The organism is Caulobacter sp. GW821-FHT05F04, assembly GCF_059419665.1.
The window spans coordinates 73,021-94,951 of record NZ_JBWKSF010000001.1; the positions used below are offsets into that span (position 1 = coordinate 73,021).

Here is a 21,931-nt window from a genome sequence, read left to right on the forward strand (position 1 = left end):
CCTTTCCCGACACTTTCACCGCCGCGCGGCGGCGCTGTTGGGGCTTAAGCTGCGCGCGGTTTGTGCTACATATGTTCCATGTATCCCGATGATGACTCGCTCGAAGCCGCTGGCGGCTTTCCGGGCGACCTGCCCTCTCCGCGCATCTCCGACCTGGCCCGGCCGCAGCCGCCGGCCCATGGCCATGCCACGCCCAACTATCTGGACGGCCTGAACCCCGAGCAGCGCGAGGCGGTCGAGACCACCGAAGGCCCGCTGCTGGTCCTGGCCGGGGCCGGCACCGGCAAAACCCGCGTGCTGACCACCCGGCTGGCCCATATCCTGGCGACGGGCCGCGCCCGCCCTTGGGAAATGCTGGCCGTCACCTTCACCAACAAGGCCGCGCGCGAGATGCGCGAGCGGATCACCCACATCATCGGTCCGGAGGCGGAAGGGCTGCGCTGGCTGGGCACTTTCCACTCGGTGGCCGCCCAGATCCTGCGCCGCCACGCCGAGCTGGTGGGGCTGAAGTCGAACTACACGATCATCGACACCGACGATAACGAGCGGCTGCTCAAGCAGTTGATCGAGGCCGAGAACATCGACGCCAAGCGATGGACGCCGCGGATTCTGTCGCAGATCATCGACGGCTGGAAGAACCGCGGCTGGACGCCCGACCGCGTGCCGGCCAGCGAGGCCGGCGAATTCGCCAACGGCAAGGGCATCAGCCTCTATCGTCAGTACCAGGACCGCCTTCGCGTCCTGAACGCCTGCGACTTCGGCGACCTTTTGCTGCACAATATCAGCCTGTTCACCGGCCATCCCGACGTGCTGGACGAGTTCCAGCGCCGCTTCAAATACGTGATGGTCGACGAGTACCAGGACACCAACGTCGCCCAGTACCTGTGGCTGCGCCTGCTGGCCCAGGGCCGCCAAAACGTCTGCTGCGTCGGCGACGACGACCAGTCGATCTATGGCTGGCGCGGAGCCGAGGTCGACAACATCCTGCGGTTCGAGCGCGACTTCGCCGGCGCCAAGGTCGTGCGGCTGGAACGCAACTACCGCTCGACCGAGCACATCCTGGCGGCCGCTTCGGGGCTGATCACCGCCAACAAGGGCCGGCTGGGCAAGACCCTGTGGACCGAGGCGACCGGCGGCGAGAAGGTCCGGGTCAGCGGCGTCTGGGACGGCGAGGCCGAGAGCCGGATGATCGCCGACGAGATCGAGCGGGCCAAGAAGGCTGGTCGCAAGTACAACCAGATGGCCATTCTCGTGCGGGCCAGCTTCCAGATGCGCGCTTTCGAAGAGCGCTTCGTGATGCTGCAGATCCCCTACAAGGTGGTCGGCGGCCCGCGCTTCTTCGAACGGGCCGAAATCCGCGACGCCCACGCCTATCTGCGCCTGATCCAGTCGCCCGACGACGACCTGGCCTTCGAGCGGATCGTCAACACGCCCAAGCGCGGCATCGGCGACACCTCGGTGCAGAAGCTGCTGCAGATCGCCCGGCTGAGCGGCGTCTCGACCGTCGAGGCGGCGCGCCAGATCATCGCCAGCGACGAGTTGCCGGCCCGCACGCGCACGGCGCTCAGCAACTTCATCCGCGACCTCGACCGCTGGCGCTCGCTGATCGGCTCGGTCCACCACCAGCGCCTGCTGGAGACGGTGCTGGAGGAGAGCGGCTATACCGACGCCCTGCGCCTCGACAAGGGCCCAACCAGCCAGACGCGGCTGGAGAACCTGAAGGAACTGGTCCAGTCGATGGGCGCCTTCGACACTCTGGAGGCCTATCTAGAGCACGTGTCGCTGGTCATGGACCTGGACCGCGAAGCCACCGGCGACGCCGTCTGGATCATGACCCTGCACTCGGCCAAGGGTCTGGAGTTCCCGCTGGTCTTCCTGCCCGGCTGGGAGGAAGGCGTTTTCCCCAGCCAACGCAGCATGGACGACAAGGGCGAAAAGGGTCTCGAGGAAGAGCGCCGCCTGGCCTATGTCGGCATTACCCGCGCCCGCGAGCAGGCCCTGATCAGCTTCGTCGCCAACCGTCAGGTCTATGGCCGCTGGACATCGCAACTGCCCAGCCGCTTCGTCGACGAACTGCCAATCGCCCACGTCGATGCGGGCTCCGAGACCGGCTACTACGGTGGCGGCCCGGGGATGCAGTCGACGGCCGCCTCGCGCTGGGACGATCCCGGCACCTCCGCCTTCCAGGCCGGCAGCAGCTATGACAGCCCCGGCTGGAAGCGCGCCCAGGAACGCACGGCGGGTTTTGGCGAGCGCAACCCCGCCTGGCGCGGCCCCCAGGGCGTCCGCGCCGGCTCGTCCGCCCGCTCAGCGCCGATCGAGGGCGAAGGCCGCCTGGTCGCCGTCTCGGCCCCGGCCGGCAGCGCCTATGCGCGCGGCGACCGGGTGTTCCACGTCAAGTTCGGCTACGGCCAAGTGACGTCCATCGAGGGCAACAAGCTGACCGTGGCCTTCGATAAGGCCGGCGAGAAGAAGGTCATCGACAGCTTCGTCGAGAAGGCTTGAAACAATGGCGGATGCTCCCCCGCGGCGCGTGAGGAGCATCTTTCCCCCGCGCCCCGATGTCGCGGGGGTTGAACGCGACAAGCCGATAACCATATGCTAGTCAGGAAGCAGCCAAACGCTTCAGCCAAGGTGGCTGAGCAACTAGGCGCTCCATCGCCCCCACCGTCATCGACGGCTCCGGGCGGATATCTCCACCCCTTATGATCTATCGGGTCCGGCGACACGCCCGACCCTTGTCTGGAACTTTATGAAAACCAACTTTACCCGTAAGGCCGCCGCCAAGAGCGCGCCCCACATGCCTTCGACCTTCCGCACCGCGACGCCCGCGCGTTCCGCCCAGCCCGATTGGGTCTGGCCGGGCCTTACCCGCGCCCAACTGCGCGACATCGTCATCGACCAGATCGGCTAAGTCAGCCGTCTCTCCGCCAGCCACGTCTCCCACGCCCCGACCACGACCAGGATCAAGGTCGTCGCCATCGACAAGGTCAGCGGGCTGACGTGGCTCGCGATCGGGGTCAGCCCCGCCAACAGCGCCAGGCCGACGATCCGCGTCCTCGACCACTGCCTGAACACCGCCAGCTTGAAGACCAGAGCTCCGAACAGGAACAGCGCCGGTCCGCCGATCACGGCGGCGGCGGTCTTGAAATCGGTATGGCCCAGCGGATGGTGCAGCACCCACTCGTCGCCGACCGCCGCCACGATGACCCCGGCCACCGGTAGAAGGTGGCTGTAGGTGTAGGCCACCCGCGCGATCCGGCCGGGATTGTCGGAATGAGCGATGGCCTCGCTGGCCGCCTCGGCCGTGAACGAGAAATAAATCCACCACATGGCGATGCTGCAGACCAGGGCGCTGGCGAAAGCGGCGATCACCTCGAAAGTCCATGGCAGGCCGACCACCGTGGTCCCGGTGACGATCACCGACTCGCCCAGGGCGATGATCGTGAACAGGGCGCAGCGCTCGGCCAGGTGACCGCCCTCGACGACCCAGTCGGTCGAGGACGAGCGCCCCAGGCCGGGCGTCCAGAATCCCATGGCCGGCGAGGCGTATTCGATGGCCATGGCCAGAGCCCAGATCAGCAGCCGCGCCTCGCCCTGCTGGAAGGCGCCGCCGATCCAGAAGACCGCCGACAGGGACAGCCAGGACAGGATGCGGATGAAGTTCAGCCGGTGGGCGGGCTCGCGCCAGACGCCGACCAGGAAGAACAGGCTCCGCCCGACCTGGATGAACACATAGGCGCAGGCGAAGACCAGGCCGCGCTTTCCGAAGGCGTCCGGGATAGCGGCCGACAGCACCAGGCCCGCCGCCATCATCACGAACAGCATCACCCGCACCGGCGTCCGCTCGGGATCCATCCAGTTAGTGACCCAGGCGGTGAACACCCACGCCCACCAGACCGCCAGCAGCAACAGGCCCGCGTGCAGCAGGCCAAGGCCGGTCGGGTGTCCGATGACGGCGTGGGACAGCTGGGTGACCGCGAACACGAAGACCAGGTCGAAGAACAGCTCCACATAGGTGACGCGGGCGTGTTCGCGCCCGTGGCGTTCGCGCAGCAGCGGCTTTTGGCTCATGACGTCCCTCTTCACGCCCAACCTAGAGTCCGGCCGCTGAGTCTCGCGAGCGGGATTTCGAACCAAAAGCCTTCGTCGCGCGCTATGCCGACATGGCCCCGTGGCTCGAACACATCCTTGGCCGTCTGAAGGCCTTCGCCCTCACCCGCCCCGTCGCCCTTGGCGCGCCGGCCTGCGCCGTGCTCGGCGCCCTGGCGGGCCTGGCGGGCCTGGCCATGCAGACCGGCGACCAGCATCTCGGCTACACGCCCGAGATGGAACCCGCCCAGTATGCGCGACAGGACTACGCCGAGCCGATCTCCTGGCCGGCGGGCAAGATCCCGGACTACGTGGTCGGTACGGACTTCCTGCGGGCGACGCAGCCCCCGCCGCCGATCCAGTACGCTGACTACGAACCGCCGCCGGCGCCCGAGCTACCGCCCTATGTCCCCGCCCAGCACGGTCCGGCGACGCCCCCACCGCCAGCCGATGCGCCGAATTGGGCGTCAGAACGCGGCGACATCCTCGACATCTCCCTGCCCGAGGACCGCAAGCCCCAAACCATATCGGCCTCCACGCCCCCGATGATGGTCGACGCCGCCGCCACGGGCATGACGACGCGCTGAAGGCTCGCTTTTTGACGCCTTTGCCGCTAACGGAGCGGCATGACCGACTATACGCCCCAGCAGATCGTCGCCCGCGGCGCGCGCGCCGAAGCCGAGACCGCCGCCGACGCCATCGACAACCATCCGGGCCTGGAAGGCGCCACCTACTCGATCCTCGAAGAGGACGAGGATAAGGGCATTTGGCGCATCGACGCGTTCCCGACCACCGATGAGGAAGACGCCAGCCTGATGGCCCTGCTGGGCGAATACGACCTGAAGGTCGTGCGCGACACCCTGGCCGACGCCGACTGGCTGGCCATGGCGCTGTCGGGCCTGCCGCCCGTGCGCGCCGGCCGCTTCTTCGTCTATGGCATGCACGACCGCGGCCGCCTGCCAGCCAGCACCGTCAACCTGCGCATCGAGGCTGGCGCGGCGTTCGGCACGGGCCACCACGGCACCACCGTCGGCTGCCTGCAGGCTTATGACCGCCTGATCAAGGCCCGCAAGTTCAACAAGGTGCTGGACGTCGGGGCCGGCACCGGCCTGCTGGCCATCGCCGCCGCCCGCACCGGCAGCAAGCTGGCCGTCGGCACCGACATCGACAAGCCGTCCGTGCGGATCTCCAAGGAGAACGCCAAGGTCAACAAGGCCAACGCCCGGTTCGTGCACGCCTCGGGTCTGTCGAATCCGCTTGTGGCCAACAACGCCCCCTACGATCTGGTGTTCGCCAACATCCTGGCCCGCCCGCTGATCAGCCTGGCCCAGGACATCAAGCGCGCCCTGGTTCCCGGCGGCACGGTCATCCTGTCGGGCCTGCTGCGCACCCAGGAGCGGATGGTCAAGGCCGCCTACCTCTCGCGCGGCTTCAAGGTCGTGAGCCGCATCCACCGCGACGCCTGGGCGACGCTGGTTCTGCAGCGGCCGTAGGACTTCCCTGTTCGCATGGGGAGGCTTAAATCCTCCCCATGCGCCAGACCTTCGACGAATCCACCGACCCGTCCTTCGGGCCCAAGCATGTTCCGCTGATCCGCGCCGCCATGGCCGCGCAGGGGCTGGACGGCTTCCTCGTGCCGCACGAGGACGAGCACCAGAACGAATATCTGCCGGCCGCCAACGATCGCCTGGCCTGGGCCAGCGGCTTCACCGGCTCGGCCGGCGCGGGCGTGATCCTCAAGGACCGCGCCGCCGTCTTCGTCGACGGTCGCTATACGCTGCAAGTCCGCCAGCAAGTCGACCAGGGCGTGTTCGAGATCCGCGACCTCGTCGAGGGCGGGGTGCAGGCCTATCTGGAGACCGTCGAAAGGGATGCGGTGATCGGCTACGACGCCCGCCTGCACAGCCCCTCCGCCCTGGACGGCCTGAAGGCCGCCGCAACCCGCGCCGGCGCGGTGCTCAAGCCCGTCGCCGCCAACCCGATCGACCAGGCCTGGGGCGAAGCTCGCCCAGCCCAGCCGATGGCGCCGGTCGTGCCGCAGTACGTTGAATATGCCGGTGAGGAGTCCAACTCCAAGCGCGCCCGCGTCGGCGCGTCGATCGCCGCCCTTGGCGCCAATGCGGCGGTGATCACCGCTCCGGCCTCGATCGCCTGGCTGTTCAACGTGCGCGGCGGCGACGTCATTCGCTCCCCCCTGCCGCTGGCGCAAGCCATCCTCAACGCCGACGGCACGGCCCGCCTGTTCCTCGAACCGGCCAAGGTGACCACCGATCTGCCCGCCTGGCTCGGCAACCAGGTCTCGCTGGAAACGCCGGATAAGCTGGAGGAGGCACTGGGCGACCTGTCGGGCAAGGCCGTGCTCGTCGATCCCGGCCAGTCCTCGGCCTGGTACTTCGACATGCTGGCCGCCGCCGGTTCCAAGATCGTCCGGGCCATGGATCCCTGCGCCCTCCCGCGCGCCTGCAAGAACGGCGTCGAGCTGGACGGCACGCGGGAGGCCCACAAGCGCGACGGCGCGGCCCTGACCCGCTTCCTCCACTGGCTGGCCACCGAGGGCCAGATCAACCCGCCGGACGAGAAGGAGGCCGTCGCCAAGCTGGAAGGCTTCCGCGAGGCCACGGGCCGGCTGAAGGACCTGTCCTTCGACACCATCGGCGCGGCCAACGGCCACGGCGCCCTGCCCCACTACCACCCGACCGAACGCTCCAACGAGCGCGCCGCCATGGGCTCTCTATTGCTGGTCGACAGCGGCGGGCAGTATCTGGACGGCACCACCGACGTCACGCGCACGGTCGCCATCGGCGAGCCGTCGGCGGAGATGATCAACCGCAACACCCTGGTGCTGAAAGGCCACCTGGCCATCGCGCGCCTGCGCTTCCCGCCCGGCACCACCGGCTCGGCCATCGACGCCTTCGCCCGCGCCGCGCTCTGGGCGCACGGCCTGGACTACGATCACGGCACCGGCCACGGCGTCGGCGTCTATCTGGGGGTTCACGAGGGCCCGCAGCGGATTTCCAAAGCCCCGAACCTCATCGCCCTGCAGCCCGGCATGATCGTCTCGAACGAGCCCGGCTACTACAAGGACGGCGAATACGGCATCCGGATCGAGAACCTGGAAGTCGTCATGCCGGCCGAGGACGTCCCCGGCGGCGACCGCCCGATGCACCGCTTCGAGGCCCTGACCCTGGCGCCGATCGACCGCCGCCTGATCGACAAGAGCCTGCTGAGCGCCGAGGAAACAGCGCAGCTCGACGCCTATCACGCTCGCGTATTGCGCGAGATCGGACCTCGGGTCGAGCCCGAGGTCCGCGCCTGGATGGAAGAGGTCTGCGCGCCGCTCTAGGCGGCGCGCGCGAAGCCTACTTCAACCGCGTCCACCGCTGCGTCTTGCAGAGCGGCGCGACGATGCAGCCCTTCAGCTTCAGTTCGTTGTCGCTGAGCAGTTCGACCGTGCCCGAATAGGTGCCGCCATCGTCGGGGTTATAGACCTTGCCGCCGGTCCACTTGGTCGGGCCGCCGGAGAAGTCGTACAGCATCTGCAGGTTCTTCAAAGGACGGCCGCGCTGGGACTCGTCCTTGTTCTTGGCGTCCTTCTGGGCCGGGTTGGCCTTGATGTGGTCGGACGTGATCAGCTTGCCGCACAGGCTGTTGCCGCAGCGGGCGATCTCGACCTGGCCGCCGTTGGTCGGCGTCTGCCAGACCCCGGTGACGTCGGCCGCGAAGGCCGAGCCGGCCGAGCCGGCCGTAACGGCCATGGCGGCGGCGAGCAGGATAGTGCGCAGCATTCGATACTCCCAGTAGGTTCGCGCCATCAAATGCGCGTTTGAACCCATTCGTTGCGTGATCCGCCCAGTCAGGACAAGGCCGAAGGCGAAAACGAGGCGGGAATTGCGTTTGCGGCGACGGGCCTCAGCCGTGGACCCGGGGGCGGCGAGCGCTGACCGCCCCCTTGGGCGGCGTGTAGCCGTCGTGGTCCAGCCGGCCGAGGGTCATGCCCAGGCGGCCCGGAAGGTCGCGTACATGCGGCGCGCCGTTCAAGCTCGCCGCCGCCAGCGCCACCTGTCCGCAGGCATAGGCGTCGCCCGCCGCGTCGTGGTGCTTGAAGTCGACGCCCAGGTGGCCGCAGACCACGTTCAGCTTGTGCGACGACAGCTCCGGCCAGACGCCGCGCGCCACCTGCACCGTGCACAGATAGTCGAAGCCCGGCGCCCGCACCCCATAGTGCTCGCATGTCCGGCGGATCACACTGACGTCGAACGAGGCGTTGTGGGCCAGCACCAGCGCGCCCTCCAGTTCGGGCCGCAGCCGCTCTAGAACGTCCGGCCACTCGTCGGCGTCCTCGACATGCTGAGGACCGATGCCGTGAAAGGCGATGTTGAACCGCGCGAACCGGTTCCCGGGCGGGCGGATGTAGTGGTGCTCGACCCTCGCCACCTGGCCGTCCTCGATCCAGGCCAGGCCGATCGAACACGGGCTGGCGCGCTGCTCATTGGCGGTCTCGAAGTCCAGAGCGATGACCTTCATTTGGCGACCATCTCCAGCCACTCGTCTTCGGTCATCACCTGGATGCCTAGGTCGGTCGCCGTCTTCAGTTTCGAGCCCGCGCCGGGACCGGCGACCACCAGATCGGTCTTCTTCGACACCGACGAGGCGACTTTCGCACCAAGGCTTTCGGCCTGAGCCTTGGCCTCATCGCGGGTCATCTTCTCCAGCGAACCGGTGAAGACGATGGTCTTGCCGGCCACGGCCGTGTCGGTCTTGGGCTTGGCGACCGGCTGGATGTCCAGCTCGGCGACGAGGTTGGCGACCTTGGCGCGGTTATGTTCCTCGGCGAAGAACCGGGCCAGCGACTGGGCGGCCACCGGACCAACGCCGTCGATGGCGGCCAGGTGCAGGTAGTCCTCGCCGGGCGCACCCGAGGCGGCGGCGACCAGCCCTTGTGCGAAGGCGTCCCAGGTCCCGTAGCGCTGGGCCAGGGCCGCGCGGGCGGGCTTGGTCAGCTTCGGCACGGCATGGCCGATCTTGATCTCCAGGTCGTCGGTCTGCGGCCAGGGATCGGCGACCAGACCGCCTCTCCCCGCCTCGACCAGCGTGTCCAACGCCTTGGGCCCGACGCCCGGCGCGGTGGAAAGCTCCAGATAGGTCTCGCCCGGCAGGCCCTTGGCGGCGGCCTCGGCGGCGGCTCGCAGGTCCTCGAAGCGGTCGAAGTTGCGGGCCAGCACGGTCGAGGTCGTCTCGCCGATGTCGCGCGCGCCCAGGCCGTAGATCATCCGGTCCATGCCGATCGTACGGCGCGCCTCGACGCCCTTGACCAGGTTGGCGACCGAGGTCTCGCCATACCCCTCGCGTTCGCGCAGGGCCGAGAGCTTGTCCTCGTCCTTGGCCAGCTTGAAGATGTCGGCCGGCTCGGTAATCCAGCCCTCGTCGAAGAAGGCCTGAAGTTGCTTCTCGCCCAGGCCCTCGATGTCGAAGGCGCGGCGCGACACGAAATGGCGCAGATGCTCGACCCGCTGGAACGGACAGGCGAACTCGCCGGTGCAGCGGCGCACCACCGATTCCTGGCCCGAGGCCGTGACCTCGCGGGCCAGCGGCGTCTTCAGCGGACACGGACAGACGTGCGGGAATTCGTAAGGCGCGGGCGCCGGATCGGGCCGCGCATCCAGGGCCACCTCGACGATCTGCGGGATCACGTCGCCGGCCCGCTGGATCACCACGGTGTCGCCGAGGCGGACGTCCAGGCGGGCGATCTCGTCAGCGTTGTGCAGGGTGGCGTTGGTCACCGAAACGCCGCCGACCGTCACCGGCTTCAGCCGCGCCACCGGCGTGATCGCGCCGGTGCGGCCGACCTGCAGGTCGATGGCTTCCAGGATCGTGCGGGCCCGCTGGGCCGGGAACTTGCGGGCGATGGCCCAGCGCGGCGAGCGCGACACGAAACCCAGGCGGCGTTGCTGCTCCAGGTCGTCGACCTTGTAGACGACCCCGTCGATGTCGAAGCCTAGCGTGGGCCGCAGGGCCTCGAACTGGGCGTAGACGTCCAGCAGGCCCTGGGCGTTCTCGACCCGCCTGGCTGGCGGGGCCGTGGTGACGAAACCCCACTCGGCGAGCTTCTCCAGCGCGCCCCACTGGCTGTCGGCGAACGGCTCGGACACCAGGCCCCAGGCATAGCCGAAGAACCGCAGCGGCCGCTGGGCGCTGATCTTCGGATCGATCTGGCGCAGCGAGCCGGCGGCGAAGTTGCGCGGATTGGCGTAGGTGCGCTGCCCGGCCGCCTCGGCGGCCTGGTTGAAGGCTGCGAAGGCCTCCAGCTCGACATAGACCTCGCCGCGCACCTCGATCACGTCGGGCCAGCCCGAGCCCTTCAGGCGGTGGGGGATGTCGGCGATGGTGCGCAGGTTGGCGGTGACGTCCTCGCCCACCCGGCCATCGCCGCGCGTCGCGCCCTGGACCAGCACGCCCTTCTCGTAGCGCAGCGAAGCCGACAGGCCGTCGATCTTGGGCTCGGCCGTATAGGCGACGGTGTCGGACGGCGTGAGACGCAGGAAACGCCGAATCCGCGCGTCGAACTCGATCGCCTCGTCGTTGGAGAAGGCGTTGTCGAGACTGAGCATCGGCACGCCGTGCTCGACCGGGGCGAATTGCTCGGCCCGCGCCGCGCCAACCCGCATGGACGGGGAATTGTCGCGAACCAGATGCGGAAAGCGGGTCTCGATGTCGAGGTTGCGGCGCTTGAGGGCGTCGTACTCGGCGTCGCTGATCGTGGGCGCGTCCTTCTGGTGATACGCGATGTCGTGCGCGGTCAGTTGGTCGGCCAGGCGCTCCAGTTCCTCGACGGCCTGGGCTTCGGTGAGGTCGGCGACGGGGATGAGGGACACAGCGGCGAATCCGAAAGACGGGAAGTCCCCGCAGGTTAGCAACGCCGTCCTGACGGGGGGAGTCAGCGATGTGGTCGCCTGTCAGGGGAAATTTGGCCCGTCCCTTGCGCCGCAAGGCTTGAAGGAGCCTTCGATGTTCAAAGCCGGCACAAATAACGCTCTGCCCGTCCTGTCGCGGGACGGTCCGCTGGACGCCCTGCGGTTCCTGGCGGCGCTGTTCATCGTGCTCTACCACGTGGCCGAGCGGGCCCCGGTGTCGCTGTTCAGCCTGTCGCCGGCCTTCGGGCGCGGCTATCTGGCGACGGATTTCTTCCTGATGTTGTCCGGCTATGTGCTGGCCCGGGCCTATGGCCCCCGCGTTGAAAGCGCCGACGTCGACACCCTGACCTTCCTGAAGCGGCGCGTGCAGCGCATCTGGCCGCCGCATCTGGTGATGCTGGCTCTGTTCGTCGCGTTCTTCGTTGGAACCTCGGCGATCGGCCTGGCGCCGCAGAACCCGCAGTGGTTCCAGTGGGACCAGTTGCTGCCGCAGGTCTTCCTGGTCCAAGCCTGGTTCGTGCCAGGGAGCTCGGGCTGGAACACCCCGACCTGGACCCTGTCGGCCCTGATCGTGGCCTACGCTCTGTTCCCGATGGTCTGGCGGCGGGTGGCGGCGACGCGGCGACCGCTGACGCTCTTGATCCTGGGCGTCTGCGCCTACGTCGCCATCGACCAGGCCGCGCTGATGGTCTTCGGCATCCCCGGCTACCAGCTGCCGCTGCGCTTCGGCCTGATCCGGGGCGTCCCCCTGTTCATGATCGGCCTGCTGGTCGCCCGCCTGCCGGTGACGACCCTGGCGCGCCGACAGGCCCTGCCGCTGGCCGTGGCGACCCTGGCTGCCGTCGTCGGCATCCAGGCCCTGGGCCGGTTCGACTATTTCAGCCTGGCCCTGCTGGGCTTCCTGATCTACGCGGCCGGCGCCTCCAAGCCGCGCGCCTGGCGCTGGGCCGGCGTGGCCGGGAAGCTGTCGTTCTCGCTGTTTCTGACCAACACCCTGACGGCGGCCATGTGGTTCGGCGTCGCGCGGATGGTCGAGAGCAAGCTCGGCCTGTCCTCGGCGGCGGCCTGGGCGCTGTGGGCGCTGGCCATCCCGGCGACGATCGTCGTGGCGTGGCTGTTCGAGCGGGCGGTCGACGCGCCGTTGCAGCGGTGGATGAAGGGCCGTTCCCAACAACTGCTTGAAGTGAAGGTGTCAGCTTCTACCGCTCAAGCCTAACTTCACTTGTCATCCCGGCTCTTCGCTTCGCTGCGGCCGGGATGACAAGAATAGATTTGACTGGGTAGTGCCGGCTCTAAGCCATCAAGGCCCGCGCCGCCGCGCGCGCGGCTTCCGTCACCTCGGCGCCCGACAGCATCCGCGCGATCTCTTCCTCGCGCTCGCCCGGGCTGAGCGGTTCGACCTTGGTGCGGGTCGAGGTGTCGTCGCCCGACTTCGAGATCCGCCAGTGGGCGTCGCCCCGCGCGGCGACCTGGGCCGAGTGAGTGACGACCAGAACCTGGGCGTTCGAGGCCAGGCGCTTCAGGCGCAAGCCCACCGCGTCGGCCACGGCCCCGCCGACGCCTTGATCCACCTCGTCGAAAATCATCAGCGGCTGCGGACCGCCGCCGCGCCCCGCCAGCGCCGCCTTCAGGGCCAGGGCGAAGCGGGCCAGTTCGCCGCCCGAAGCGATAGCCTCCATCGGGCCGAACGGCGCGCCGGGATTGGTCGAGATCTCGAAGGCGATGCGGTCCAGGCCGGTCGGGCCAGCGCGATCCTCGGCCAGGGGCTCGACAGCGACGCGGAACCGGGCCTTTTCCAGCTTCAGCGGGGCCAGTTCGGCCTCGACGGCCTTGGCCAGGGCGTCGCCGGCGGCGCGGCGCTCGGTCGACAAGGCCTCGGCGGCGTAGAGATAGGCCTCGCGGGCCTCGGCGGCCTCCTTGTCGGCGGCCTTCAGGGCCTCTTCGGAGGTTTCGATGGCCTGAAGGCGCGCGGCGAACTCGGCGCGCTTGGCCGGCAGATCCTCGACCAGGACATTGAGCTTGCGGGCCATGCCGCGCAGGGCGAACAGGCGCTCTTCGGCCTTTTCCAGGCGATCGGGCTCGAACTCGAAACTCTCGGCGACCGAGTCGATGGCGGCGCTGGCTTCCTGGGCCTCGACCAGAGCCCGGTCGACGGCCTCGCAGGCGGCGGATAGCCGGGTCATGGCCGCGCCGTCGGCCGGGGCGCCGGCCTGCAGGGCGCGCTCGCGGGCCCGCTCCAAGGCGCGATAGGCCTGGGCCAGCTTTCCGGACAAGGCGTCGCCGCCCAGGGCGTCCTGGGCCGAGGCGATGTCGATCATCGCCTTCTCGGCCGAGCTCAGCAGGGCCCGCTCCTCGGCCAGGGCCGCCTCCTCCCCTTCGCGGGGATCGAGACGGTCCAGTTCGGAGAGGCGCAGGGTCAGTTCCTCGGTCTCGGCGGCGGCGCGGCCAGCCAGGTCGCGCAGCGCGGCGGCCGCCTCGCGGGCGGCGCGCCAGGCGCTCCAGGCCGAGCCGACGGCGCCGACGCTGACCCCGCCGAAGACGTCCAGCAGGCCGCGGTGGGTCTTGGGATCCAGCAGGCCGACGGTCTCGTGCTGGCCGTGAACCTCCAGCAGCAGCGCGCCGAGGTCCTTCAGCACGCCAACACTGGTGGCCTGGTCGTTGACGAAGGCGCGGCTGCGACCGTCGGGCGACAACTGCCGGCGCAGGACCAGATCCTCGTCACGGGCGTAGGCCAGGCCCTTGTCGTCCAGATAGGCGAAGGCCGGGTGGTCGGCCGGCAGGGCGAACATCGCCGTGGCCGAGGCGTGGCCGGCGGCCCCTCGGCGCACCAGCCCCGCGTCGGCGCGCGCGCCAGTGGCCAGACCCAGGGCGTCGAGAATGATCGACTTCCCCGCCCCGGTCTCGCCGGTCAGCGCGGTCAGGCCCTCGCCGATGGCCAAGTCTAGGCTCTCGATGAGCACGACGTCACGGATGGAGAGGCCGATCAGCATGATGCGCAAGATCGCCGGGAATCAGGATTTTTCAAAGCGCAAAGGTAGAACGAAACGGGACCAGGCATCCGATCCCGTCGCTTCTACATGCCCAGGACGCCCATCAGGCCCTTCCTGGACTTCTTTTCGCCCGGAGGCGCCAGGGTCGTGTCCTTGTCCTTCGACAGGACGCGCTCAAGGACGTTGCGCTTGGCGCCGGCCTTCAGCGGCTCGACGGCGGGACGCAGGCCATTGTCGTTGAGCAGCTTGTAGGCGTCGGCGTACCAGCGGTCGCCCGGGAAGTTGTAGCCCAGAACCGCGCCGTTGCGCTTGGCTTCCTCGGTCAGGCCGATGGTCAGATAGGCCTCGACCAGACGATAGAGCGCTTCAGGCGTGTGCGAGGTGGTCTGGTGCTTCTCGATGACCGTCTTGAAGCGGCCAATGGCGGCCAGGGTCTGGCCGTTTTTCAGGTAGTAACGGCCGATGGCCATTTCCTTGCCGGCCAACTGGTCGTTGACCATGTCGATCTTCAAGCGGGCGTCCTGGGCGTACTCGGTGGTCGGGTAGCGCTGGACGACGTCGCGCAGCGCGGCCAGGGCCTGCTCGGTGGCGGCCTGGTCGCGGTTCACGTCGACGATCTGCTCGAAATAGCAGATGGCCTTCAGATAGTAGGCGTACTGGGCCGACGGGTTGCCGGGGTACAGCGAGATGAAGCGGTCCGAGTCGCCGATGGCGTCGGCGTACTGGTTACCCATGTAGTGGGCGTAGCCGGTCATCAGAATCGAGCGGCGCGACCATTCCGAATAAGGGTGCTGGCGCTCGACCTCGCGGAAATAGTCGACGGCTTCGTTCCAGTTGCCACGGTCCAGGCGGTTGGCGCCCGTGGAATACAGCAGCTCGACCGGGCGCTCTTCGTAGGCGAGGGTCGGCTTCTTGGCCTTGCCCGCGCAGCCCGCCACCGACACGGCGACCAGCATGGCGGCGATCGTGACGGCCGAACGTCCCTTGAAATTACGAAGCACGGAGTCTCTCACCCTCGAAGCAAACGTGCGCCCCAGCGCCGTGCAAGGCTTCTACACCACGCCGTCGAAGGCGCAAATGCGAACGCCGAGCCCGACTCCCGGAGACGCTATCTAGACCGCTTCAGCCAGTTCCGACGCGAGGGCGCGTAGGCGCCAAGCGCGCGGCTGGGCCATCAATGCCCGAACCACGGCGTTATTGAGGCCGTGACCGGCCAGAACGCCTTCGAAGCGGCCCACAAGCGGCTTGCCCAGCACATAGAGGTCGCCGATGGCGTCCAGCGCCTTGTGGCGAACGAACTCGTCCGGACGGCGCAGGCCTTCCGGGTTCAGCACACGATCGCCGTCGATGACCACGGCGTTCTCCATCGAGCCGCCCCGGGCCAGGCCGATGGCGCGCAGGGCCTCGACATCGCGGACGAAGCCGAAGGTGCGGCAGTCGGAGAGCTCGGCGCGGAACGAGTCTTCGTCGACGACCAGATCCACGGCCTGACGGCCGATGGCCCGCGAGCCGAAGGCGATCTCGAAGGCGACCTCGAACCGGTCCGACGGCAACAGGCTGGCGCGCTTGTCGCCCTCCTCCACCGTGATCGGGGCCAGGATCTCGATGTACTGGCGGACGGCTTCCTGCTTGCGGCGGCCGGCGCGATCCAGGATCTGGACGAAGGGCTCGGACGAGCCGTCCATGATCGGCACTTCCGGACCGTCCACCTCGACGACGCAGTTGTCGATCGACAGGGCCGCCAGGGCCGCCATCAGGTGCTCGATGGTCGAGACGCGGACGTCGTCGCCATTGCCGATCACGGTGCCGAGCTGCGTCTGGCAGACCGCCTGGGCGGTCACGGGGACGCGGTTGTCGCGGTTCTGCACATCGGTCCGCACGAAGACGATCCCCGTGTCAGGGGCCGACGGACGCACCGAGACGCGCACGTGCGCGCCCGTGTGCAGGCCGATCCCCGCGAAGATCACCGGTCCCGCGACCGTGTGCTGAAAATAACCCGAAGCCGACACTAGAGACACCTTATCGTTCGACGGACGACTCTGCGGTCGTCCTTTCGCCCCAGCTTCCATCTAGGAAGGATGCTGCGTCGCGGCAAAGCAAAGTCTGTTTCGGATTGTTACGCGCTAAACGACTGACTTGATTACAGATTTGTCACAGAAACGCAGGCGCGGAAACAGACCGTCGGTCGACGATCCGTGCTCGGGAATCTTGGTCCCCGGCTCCCCTAGCGGCTCGGCGAAACCAGGACTACGCTCCGCCGCCAAAGCGATAACCGTTTCCGGGAATTTCGGTTTCATGATCAAGAGCTTGCGTATCGTCGCCCCCATGGCCGCTTCCGCGGCGGTCCTCGCCGTCGCCCTCGCCGGGGCGGCCCACGCGCAGACGCCCGCCAAGCCGCACGTCTTCACCGCCAAGGACATGGCGAGCCTGGATCGCCTGTCTGATCCGCGCGTCTCGCCCGACGGTCGCCATGTGCTCTATTCGGTGCGGACCATGGACTATCCGGCCAACAAGGCCGCGATGTCGCTGTGGATCGCCGACCTGAAGGCCAGGATGGCGCCGCGCCGGCTGAAGATCTCGGACGGCGGCGCGTCGAGCGGCCGCTGGAGCGCCGACGGCAAGACCATCTACTTCTCATCCAGCCGCGCCGGCGGGATCGAGCAGGTGTTCAAGACCGACGTCATGGGCGAGACCGCGACCCAGGTGACCGCGGCCCCGTTCGACGTCCAGGCCTTCAAGGTCGCCCCGGACGGCAAGACCATCGTCGTGGGCCTGGCCGTCTTCCCCGATTGCGCCGACTTCGCCTGCACCGAGGCCAAGCTGGCCGCCAAGACCGCGACCAAGGCCACGGGCGTCGTCTATGATCGCCTCTTCGTCCGCCACTGGGATACATGGAACGACGGGACCAAGAACCACCTCTTCGCCTGGACGCTGGACGCCAACGGCGTGGCGGCAGGCCAACCGGTCGACCTGATGAAGGGTTTCGACGGCGACACGCCCACCAAGCCCTATGGCGACGACGCCGACTTCACGATCACGCCGGACAGCAAGGGTCTGGTGTTCTCGGCGAAGGTCGCGGGCAAGGATGAGGCCTGGACGACCAACTATGACGTCTGGAGCGCGCCGCTGGACGGCTCGGCCAGGGTCCAGAACCTCACGGCCGGCAACAAGGCCTGGGACGCCGCCCCGGTGTTCTCGCCCGACGGCAAGCTGGCCGCCTATCGCGCCATGAAGCGCCCCGGCTTCGAGGCTGATCGCTTCGCCATCATTGTGCGCGACATGGCCACCGGCCAGGAACGCGAACTGGCGCCCAACTGGGACCGCTCGGCCGACTCCATCGCCTGGAGCCCGGACGGCACGACGATCTACGCCACCGCCCTGGACGTCGGCCAAGGCAAGCTGTTCGCCATCGACGTGAAGAGCGACAAGGTCGTCGCGCTCACCGGCGACGGCCATGTCACCGGCTTCGATGTGGGCCCGGCGGGCATCGTCTACGCCTCGGACTCGCTGAAGAGTCCGTCGGAGCTGTTCCTGCTCGGGTCCAAGCGCCCGGTGGTGAGGGTGGCCAGCGTCTCCAGCGAAGCGCTCAAGGACGTAGCCTGGGGCGAGCCGGAACAGTTCAACTTCAAGGGCTGGAACGACGAAACCGTGCATGGCTTCATCGTGAAGCCGGCCAACTTCGATCCGGCCAAGAAGTATCCCGTGGCCTTCCTGATCCACGGCGGTCCGCAGGGCTCGTTCAGCAACAGCTGGTCCTATCGCTGGAACCCGCAAATCTACGCCAATGCCGGCTACGCCGTGGTGATGGTCGATTTCCACGGCTCGACCGGCTACGGTCAGGCCTTCACCGACGCGATCAGCCAGCACTGGGGCGACCGCCCGCTGGAGGACCTGCAGAAGGGCTGGAGCGCGGCGCTGGGCAAGTACGCCTTCCTGGATGGCGACCGCGCCTGCGCCCTGGGGGCCTCTTACGGCGGCTACATGGTCAACTGGATCGCTGGCGCCTGGCCCCAGCCCTGGAAGTGCCTGGTCACCCACGACGGCGTCTTCGACACCCGCGCCATGGGCTACGCCACCGAGGAGCTATGGTTCACCGAGTGGGAGAACGGTGGAACGCCCTGGCAGCCCGGAACGACCTACGAGACCTTCAACCCCGCCCTGCACGTGGCCCAGTGGACCAAGCCGCAGCTGATCGTGCAGGGCCAACTGGACTATCGCATCCCCGTCGAACAGGGCCTGGGAGCCTTCACGGCCCTGCAGCGCAAGGGCGTGCCCAGCAAGCTGCTGTACTTCCCGAACGAGAACCACTGGGTGCTGAAGGCCCAGAACTCGGTGCAGTGGCACAAGGAAGTGCTGGACTGGCTGGACCAGTGGACGGGGAACAACCGGCCGGGGAAGTAGGCCTAGAGGCGGCCCGTCGCCACCGCGAAGGTGAGACGGGCCTTCCTTTCGAGATCACTCATCTCGCGGCCCTTCAGGTGGGGCCGCGCCAGCGCCGCCGGGGCCACGGCCGGGAAAGACGCCACGGGCAGCCCCCTCACCTCGCCCCGGGCCGCCTTCAGTTGCGCCTCGACGCGCCCGACCACGTCCTCACGCGTCCAGGTCTCGGGCAGACGCGACCGCCCAGCCTGTTTCAGCCGCCACAGACCTGTGAGGCCGAACGCCCGCGCCGCGCCCTTGACGGCGTGCGGATCGGCGCTCGCATCCAGCCGCCGCGCCGCCAGCACCGCCAACGCGCCGGCCGTGGCGTCGACATAGGCCAGAACGGCGGCCTCATCCTTCAGGGGACCTTCGTCCAGATCGGCGAAGCGCGCCTCGGCCAGTGTCGCGAGCGCGTTCGGATCGAACCGGGACGCGGCCAGGGCCTCGACATTGGGATGCTTGCGCGGCGGCTTGCCGGCGGCGATCTCTTCCATCGCCTCGCGCCACCAGGTGATGCGGATCTCGCCCATCAGGGCGTTGGAGACTCCGCCCGCCACCCGGGCCAGCTCGTAGTTCAGGCCGAACAGCGCGATGACGTCGGCCCGCGCGGCCAGGTCGCCGATGAACCGGCTGGCCAGCCAGCGGTCGGGATCGACGCGGCGGACGAGATCGTCGAGGGTTTCGGTGTCGGCCATGGTCTCAAGACGAAGAAGGGCCCGCCGAGCTGGCGGGCCCTCCCCTTACAGCGTGTCGCGTCGGGCGTCAGCCGAAGACGGTCTGGTTCATCGCCATGGTCGCCAGCATCGGCAGGCTAAGCAGGGTGTTGGTGCGCGAGAACAGCATGGCCAGCTTGGCCGCCTTCGCCTTGGCGTCCGCGTCGGCCTCGACCATGCCCAGCGCGATCTTCTGGTTCGGCCAGATGAAGACCCAGACGTTGAAGAACATCACCGTGCCCAGCCACATGCCGGTGCCGATGAAGGTGTACTGCATGTCCACGCCGGGCGTGTAGCCGCCGGCCAGGCCCAGGGTCGCCGCTTCCAGCAGGTAGCCGCGGCTGAAAGCCAGGATCACGCCCATCACCCAGGTGAACAGCGCCGCCCAGCGGAACCAGAACAGGGCTTCGGGCGCGATGTACTTGCTGACCGCCGGCTTCAGCTCGGCCGGGATCTGCGGCATCACGCGGATCTGCACGAAGTTGAAGTAGTAGAGCAGTCCGATCCACAGGATGCCGAACAGCACGTGCAGCCAGCGGAAAACGGCCTGCAGGAAGATCGCGCCATGCCCGTCGGGGCCGTGCGCGTAGCCGATCACGATCACCAGGGCCAGCACGAAGCTGACGATCATGGTGTTGCGGAAGTTGGTAAGCAGCCCGGACATCGTTTCCCCCAAGTCCTTCTGAAAGCTTGGCCTGGACCATAGGACCGTTTTCGGGAGTCGGCAAAGTCGCCGCTAGGACGCCGTTAAGGCGAATGCCGTAACCTCAAGTTGCGCCAAAGCGAGATCCGCCATGCAAGTGTCGTCCGTCGCCCAGCCCCTCTCCCCGCAGCTCGCCAGCGGTGGCGGCGGCGTCGCCGTGGTTCTGCGCCAGTCCGCGATCCTAGCCGACGGCTCCGGCGCCTCGGATGACCAGAAGATCGACGCCTATGTCGCCATCGGCAAGGCGCTGTACGCCTCGGACCAGGGGCGGGCCGACTGGTTCAAGTCCAGCACCCAGGCCGATCGCGACGCGCTGAACGCCGCCTGGAACAACTCGACCATAGCCAAGCAAATCCGCCAGGCCGCCGATGACTTCAACGCCCGGGGTATGCGCACGCCGCGCGAAGGCAACGTGATGGCCGACCAGATCGTCGCCCTGAACCGGATGTCGCCCCAGCAGCAGAAGATGATCTTCGCCGGGACGGCCAGCCTTGAGCAGACCGGGACCCTGGAGAGCTGGAAGGCCTTCCTCCAAACCAATGCCGATGGACGCGAGCAGCAGCTGGCGGAGGAGAAGGCTGAAAAGGCCGAGAAGACCGGCAAGGACGCGGCCGTGCAGGTCTCGTTGTCGGACGACGCCAAGGCCGCCCTGGACACCCTGACCGACGAGAACCGCGTCGGCGGCGTCGCCGAGGCGGCCCTGGGCATGCTGCGAAAGGCGGCCGAGGAACGCGCCGAAGCCAAGGCGAAGAAGGATCGCGCCGAAGAACCCGGCGCGACCGTCGACCAGACAGCCTAGACCGCGATCAGCGCGGCCGCCAGCCTGCGGCCTTCGCTGGCCAGGACGTTGTACGTCCGGGCCGCCGCTTCGGTGCTCATGAACTCGAGGCCCACGCCCGCCGCCTTCAGGGCGTCGCGGACCGCGCGCGGCGGCAGGCCATTGTTGAGGCCCGTGCCCAGCAGAACGAACTCCACCGCCCCGCCGGCGGCGAACACCTCGGCGAAGGTCTCAGGGGTCAGCTCGGCCAGGGACGTGGCGGACCAGTCGCGAGGCTGATCGTCGAGGATCAGCAGCGAGCCGGGCCGCCAGTCGCCGGAGACCCGGAAGCCGCCGCCGCCCCAGGCGTCGATGGACGGCGGCTGACGCATCAGGGGCGCGAGGCCGCGCCGAGCTTGATCGGCGTGGCTTCCTCGTCGTTCCGCTTCACGCCCCAGATCAGGATCATCGGCAGGGCGATATAGATCGACGAATAGGTGCCGATGATGATCCCGAAGATCATCGTGAACACCAGCGGGAACAGGACCGGCCCGCCGAAGATCATCGTGCCGCCCAGGGCCAGCAGGGCCGTGGTGCCGGTGATGATCGTCCGTGACAGACGCTCGTTTTCCGACAGGTCGATGATGTCGCGCAGCGGGGTGGTCTTGTACTTGCGCAGGTTCTCCTTCAGCCGGTCGAAGGTGATGACCTTCTCGTTCATCGAATAGCCGATGACCGTCAGCAGGGCCGCGATCTCGGTCATCGAGAACTCGATGCGCATGACCGACAGCAGGCCCAGGGTCAGGACGATGTCGTGGATCACGGCCACGACCGCGCCCGTGCCGTACGACAGGCCGAAGCGGAACCAGATGTAGCCCAGGGTCAGCAGCAGGGCCACGCCCAGGGCCTTGAAGCCCGAGAGCAGCAGCTCGCCCGAGACCTTGGCGCCCACTTCCGAACGGCTGGTCACCTTCAGGTCGGGGAAGCGCTTCACCAGTTCGGTTTCGACGTGCTTGGACGCGTCGCTGGGCTTTTCACCCTTGGCCGGCAGGAACTTGACCATGGCCGAGTTCGGCGAACCGAAGCCCTGGACCTGGCCGTCATGGGCGCCGATCTGGTCCAGCGTCGTGCGCAGCTCGGCCAAGGGAGCCGGGCGCGACATCTGCACTTCCAGGGCGACGCCGCCCTTGAAGTCGATACCCAGGTTCAGGCCCTGGAAGACCAGCAGGCCGATCGAGGCGGCGATCAGGACCGCCGAGATGACGGCCGCGACCGGGGCCCAGCGCACGAACCGATAGTGGGTCGAACGCGGGATGTAGCGAATGAGTGGCCAACGCATGGTC

At 68.2% G+C, this 21,931-nt stretch carries 19 protein-coding genes; 8 read left to right on the top strand and 11 right to left on the bottom strand.

The annotated features are described in order from the left end of the window. Positions 1–78: 78 nt before the first annotated feature. Positions 79–2,505, top strand: a complete 2,427-nt coding sequence (locus tag AC07R7_RS00460; protein WP_494633565.1) for a DUF3553 domain-containing protein — start codon at positions 79–81, stop codon at positions 2,503–2,505. A 247-nt stretch (positions 2,506–2,752) separates the two neighbouring features. Further along, complete coding sequence (locus AC07R7_RS00465; protein WP_494633567.1) at positions 2,753–2,914, top strand: hypothetical protein; 162 nt, start codon at positions 2,753–2,755, stop codon at positions 2,912–2,914. Here AC07R7_RS00465 and AC07R7_RS00470 read toward each other — a convergent pair. Then, entirely contained in the window at positions 2,911–4,074 is a 1,164-nt protein-coding gene (locus AC07R7_RS00470) for a low temperature requirement protein A (RefSeq protein ID WP_494633569.1), read from the bottom strand. The genes AC07R7_RS00465 and AC07R7_RS00470 overlap by 4 nt on opposite strands. A 92-nt stretch (positions 4,075–4,166) precedes the next feature. Here AC07R7_RS00470 and AC07R7_RS00475 point away from each other — a divergent pair, with 92 nt between their 5' ends. The 3 genes from AC07R7_RS00475 to AC07R7_RS00485 are packed head-to-tail and all read left to right on the top strand — an operon-like array spanning position 4,167 to position 7,435. After that, positions 4,167–4,679, top strand: a complete 513-nt coding sequence (locus AC07R7_RS00475) for a hypothetical protein (RefSeq protein WP_494633571.1) — start codon at positions 4,167–4,169, stop codon at positions 4,677–4,679. 39 nt (positions 4,680–4,718) lie between these two features. Next, complete coding sequence (locus AC07R7_RS00480) at positions 4,719–5,585, top strand: 50S ribosomal protein L11 methyltransferase (protein WP_492841175.1); 867 nt, start codon at positions 4,719–4,721, stop codon at positions 5,583–5,585. 38 nt (positions 5,586–5,623) lie between these two features. After that, positions 5,624–7,435 (top strand): aminopeptidase P family protein, encoded by a 1,812-nt coding sequence (locus AC07R7_RS00485; RefSeq protein WP_494633573.1) that lies wholly within the window; start codon positions 5,624–5,626, stop codon positions 7,433–7,435. A 16-nt stretch (positions 7,436–7,451) separates the two neighbouring features. Here AC07R7_RS00485 and AC07R7_RS00490 read toward each other — a convergent pair whose 3' ends face one another. The 3 genes from AC07R7_RS00490 to ligA all read right to left on the bottom strand — a co-directional run bounded on the left by AC07R7_RS00490 (position 7,452) and on the right by ligA (position 10,964). Next, positions 7,452–7,877: a DUF2147 domain-containing protein gene (locus AC07R7_RS00490; RefSeq protein ID WP_494633575.1), complete on the bottom strand. Its 426-nt coding sequence runs from the start codon at positions 7,875–7,877 to the stop codon at positions 7,452–7,454. A gap of 124 nt (positions 7,878–8,001) precedes the next feature. After that, complete coding sequence (locus tag AC07R7_RS00495; protein ID WP_494633577.1) at positions 8,002–8,637, bottom strand: 3'-5' exonuclease; 636 nt, start codon at positions 8,635–8,637, stop codon at positions 8,002–8,004. Further along, a complete protein-coding gene (gene ligA, locus AC07R7_RS00500) occupies positions 8,613–10,964 on the bottom strand; it encodes an NAD-dependent DNA ligase LigA (protein WP_494633579.1) in 2,352 nt (783 codons plus the stop codon). The genes AC07R7_RS00495 and ligA overlap by 25 nt, the downstream gene beginning before the upstream one ends. A gap of 133 nt (positions 10,965–11,097) precedes the next feature. Here ligA and AC07R7_RS00505 point away from each other — a divergent pair, with 133 nt between their 5' ends. Next, positions 11,098–12,219, top strand: coding sequence for an acyltransferase family protein (locus AC07R7_RS00505; protein ID WP_494633580.1), 1,122 nt, complete (start codon positions 11,098–11,100; stop codon positions 12,217–12,219). 76 nt (positions 12,220–12,295) lie between these two features. Here the strand turns inward: AC07R7_RS00505 and recN are convergent, their stop codons facing one another. From recN to lpxC, 3 genes are all read right to left on the bottom strand, one after another. Then, complete coding sequence (gene recN, locus AC07R7_RS00510) at positions 12,296–13,993, bottom strand: DNA repair protein RecN (protein ID WP_494633582.1); 1,698 nt, start codon at positions 13,991–13,993, stop codon at positions 12,296–12,298. Positions 13,994–14,076: 83 nt separating this feature from the next. Beyond that, complete coding sequence (locus AC07R7_RS00515) at positions 14,077–15,006, bottom strand: outer membrane protein assembly factor BamD (protein ID WP_492883770.1); 930 nt, start codon at positions 15,004–15,006, stop codon at positions 14,077–14,079. A gap of 99 nt (positions 15,007–15,105) precedes the next feature. Next, a complete protein-coding gene (lpxC, locus tag AC07R7_RS00520; protein WP_492883768.1) occupies positions 15,106–16,002 on the bottom strand; it encodes a UDP-3-O-acyl-N-acetylglucosamine deacetylase in 897 nt (298 codons plus the stop codon). A 286-nt stretch (positions 16,003–16,288) separates the two neighbouring features. On the opposite strand from lpxC, the gene AC07R7_RS00525 reads away from it, so the two are divergent. Next, positions 16,289–18,394 carry a S9 family peptidase gene (locus AC07R7_RS00525; protein WP_492883766.1) on the top strand — a complete coding sequence of 702 codons (2,106 nt, stop codon included), beginning with the start codon at positions 16,289–16,291 and terminating at the stop codon, positions 18,392–18,394. Between the two features lie 2 nt (positions 18,395–18,396). On the opposite strand, the gene AC07R7_RS00530 is transcribed toward AC07R7_RS00525, so the two are convergent. Further along, the gene (locus AC07R7_RS00530) at positions 18,397–19,110 is read right to left on the bottom strand and encodes a squalene/phytoene synthase family protein (RefSeq protein ID WP_492883764.1); all 714 of its coding nucleotides are present in this window, start codon (positions 19,108–19,110) and stop codon (positions 18,397–18,399) included. Between the two features lie 67 nt (positions 19,111–19,177). Then, positions 19,178–19,792: a urate hydroxylase PuuD gene (locus AC07R7_RS00535; RefSeq protein ID WP_492883762.1), complete on the bottom strand. Its 615-nt coding sequence runs from the start codon at positions 19,790–19,792 to the stop codon at positions 19,178–19,180. Positions 19,793–19,922: 130 nt separating this feature from the next. On the opposite strand from AC07R7_RS00535, the gene AC07R7_RS00540 reads away from it, so the two are divergent. Further along, positions 19,923–20,630, top strand: a complete 708-nt coding sequence (locus tag AC07R7_RS00540; RefSeq protein ID WP_494633586.1) for a hypothetical protein — start codon at positions 19,923–19,925, stop codon at positions 20,628–20,630. Here the strand turns inward: AC07R7_RS00540 and AC07R7_RS00545 are convergent. Continuing rightward, a complete protein-coding gene (locus tag AC07R7_RS00545; protein WP_494633587.1) occupies positions 20,627–20,980 on the bottom strand; it encodes an Mth938-like domain-containing protein in 354 nt (117 codons plus the stop codon). The two genes, AC07R7_RS00540 and AC07R7_RS00545, sit on opposite strands and share 4 nt — an antisense overlap. Continuing rightward, positions 20,980–21,927, bottom strand: a complete 948-nt coding sequence (secF, locus tag AC07R7_RS00550; RefSeq protein ID WP_492834557.1) for a protein translocase subunit SecF — start codon at positions 21,925–21,927, stop codon at positions 20,980–20,982. Before secF ends, AC07R7_RS00545 begins: the two co-directional genes overlap by 1 nt. Between the last annotated feature and the right edge of the window lie 4 nt (positions 21,928–21,931).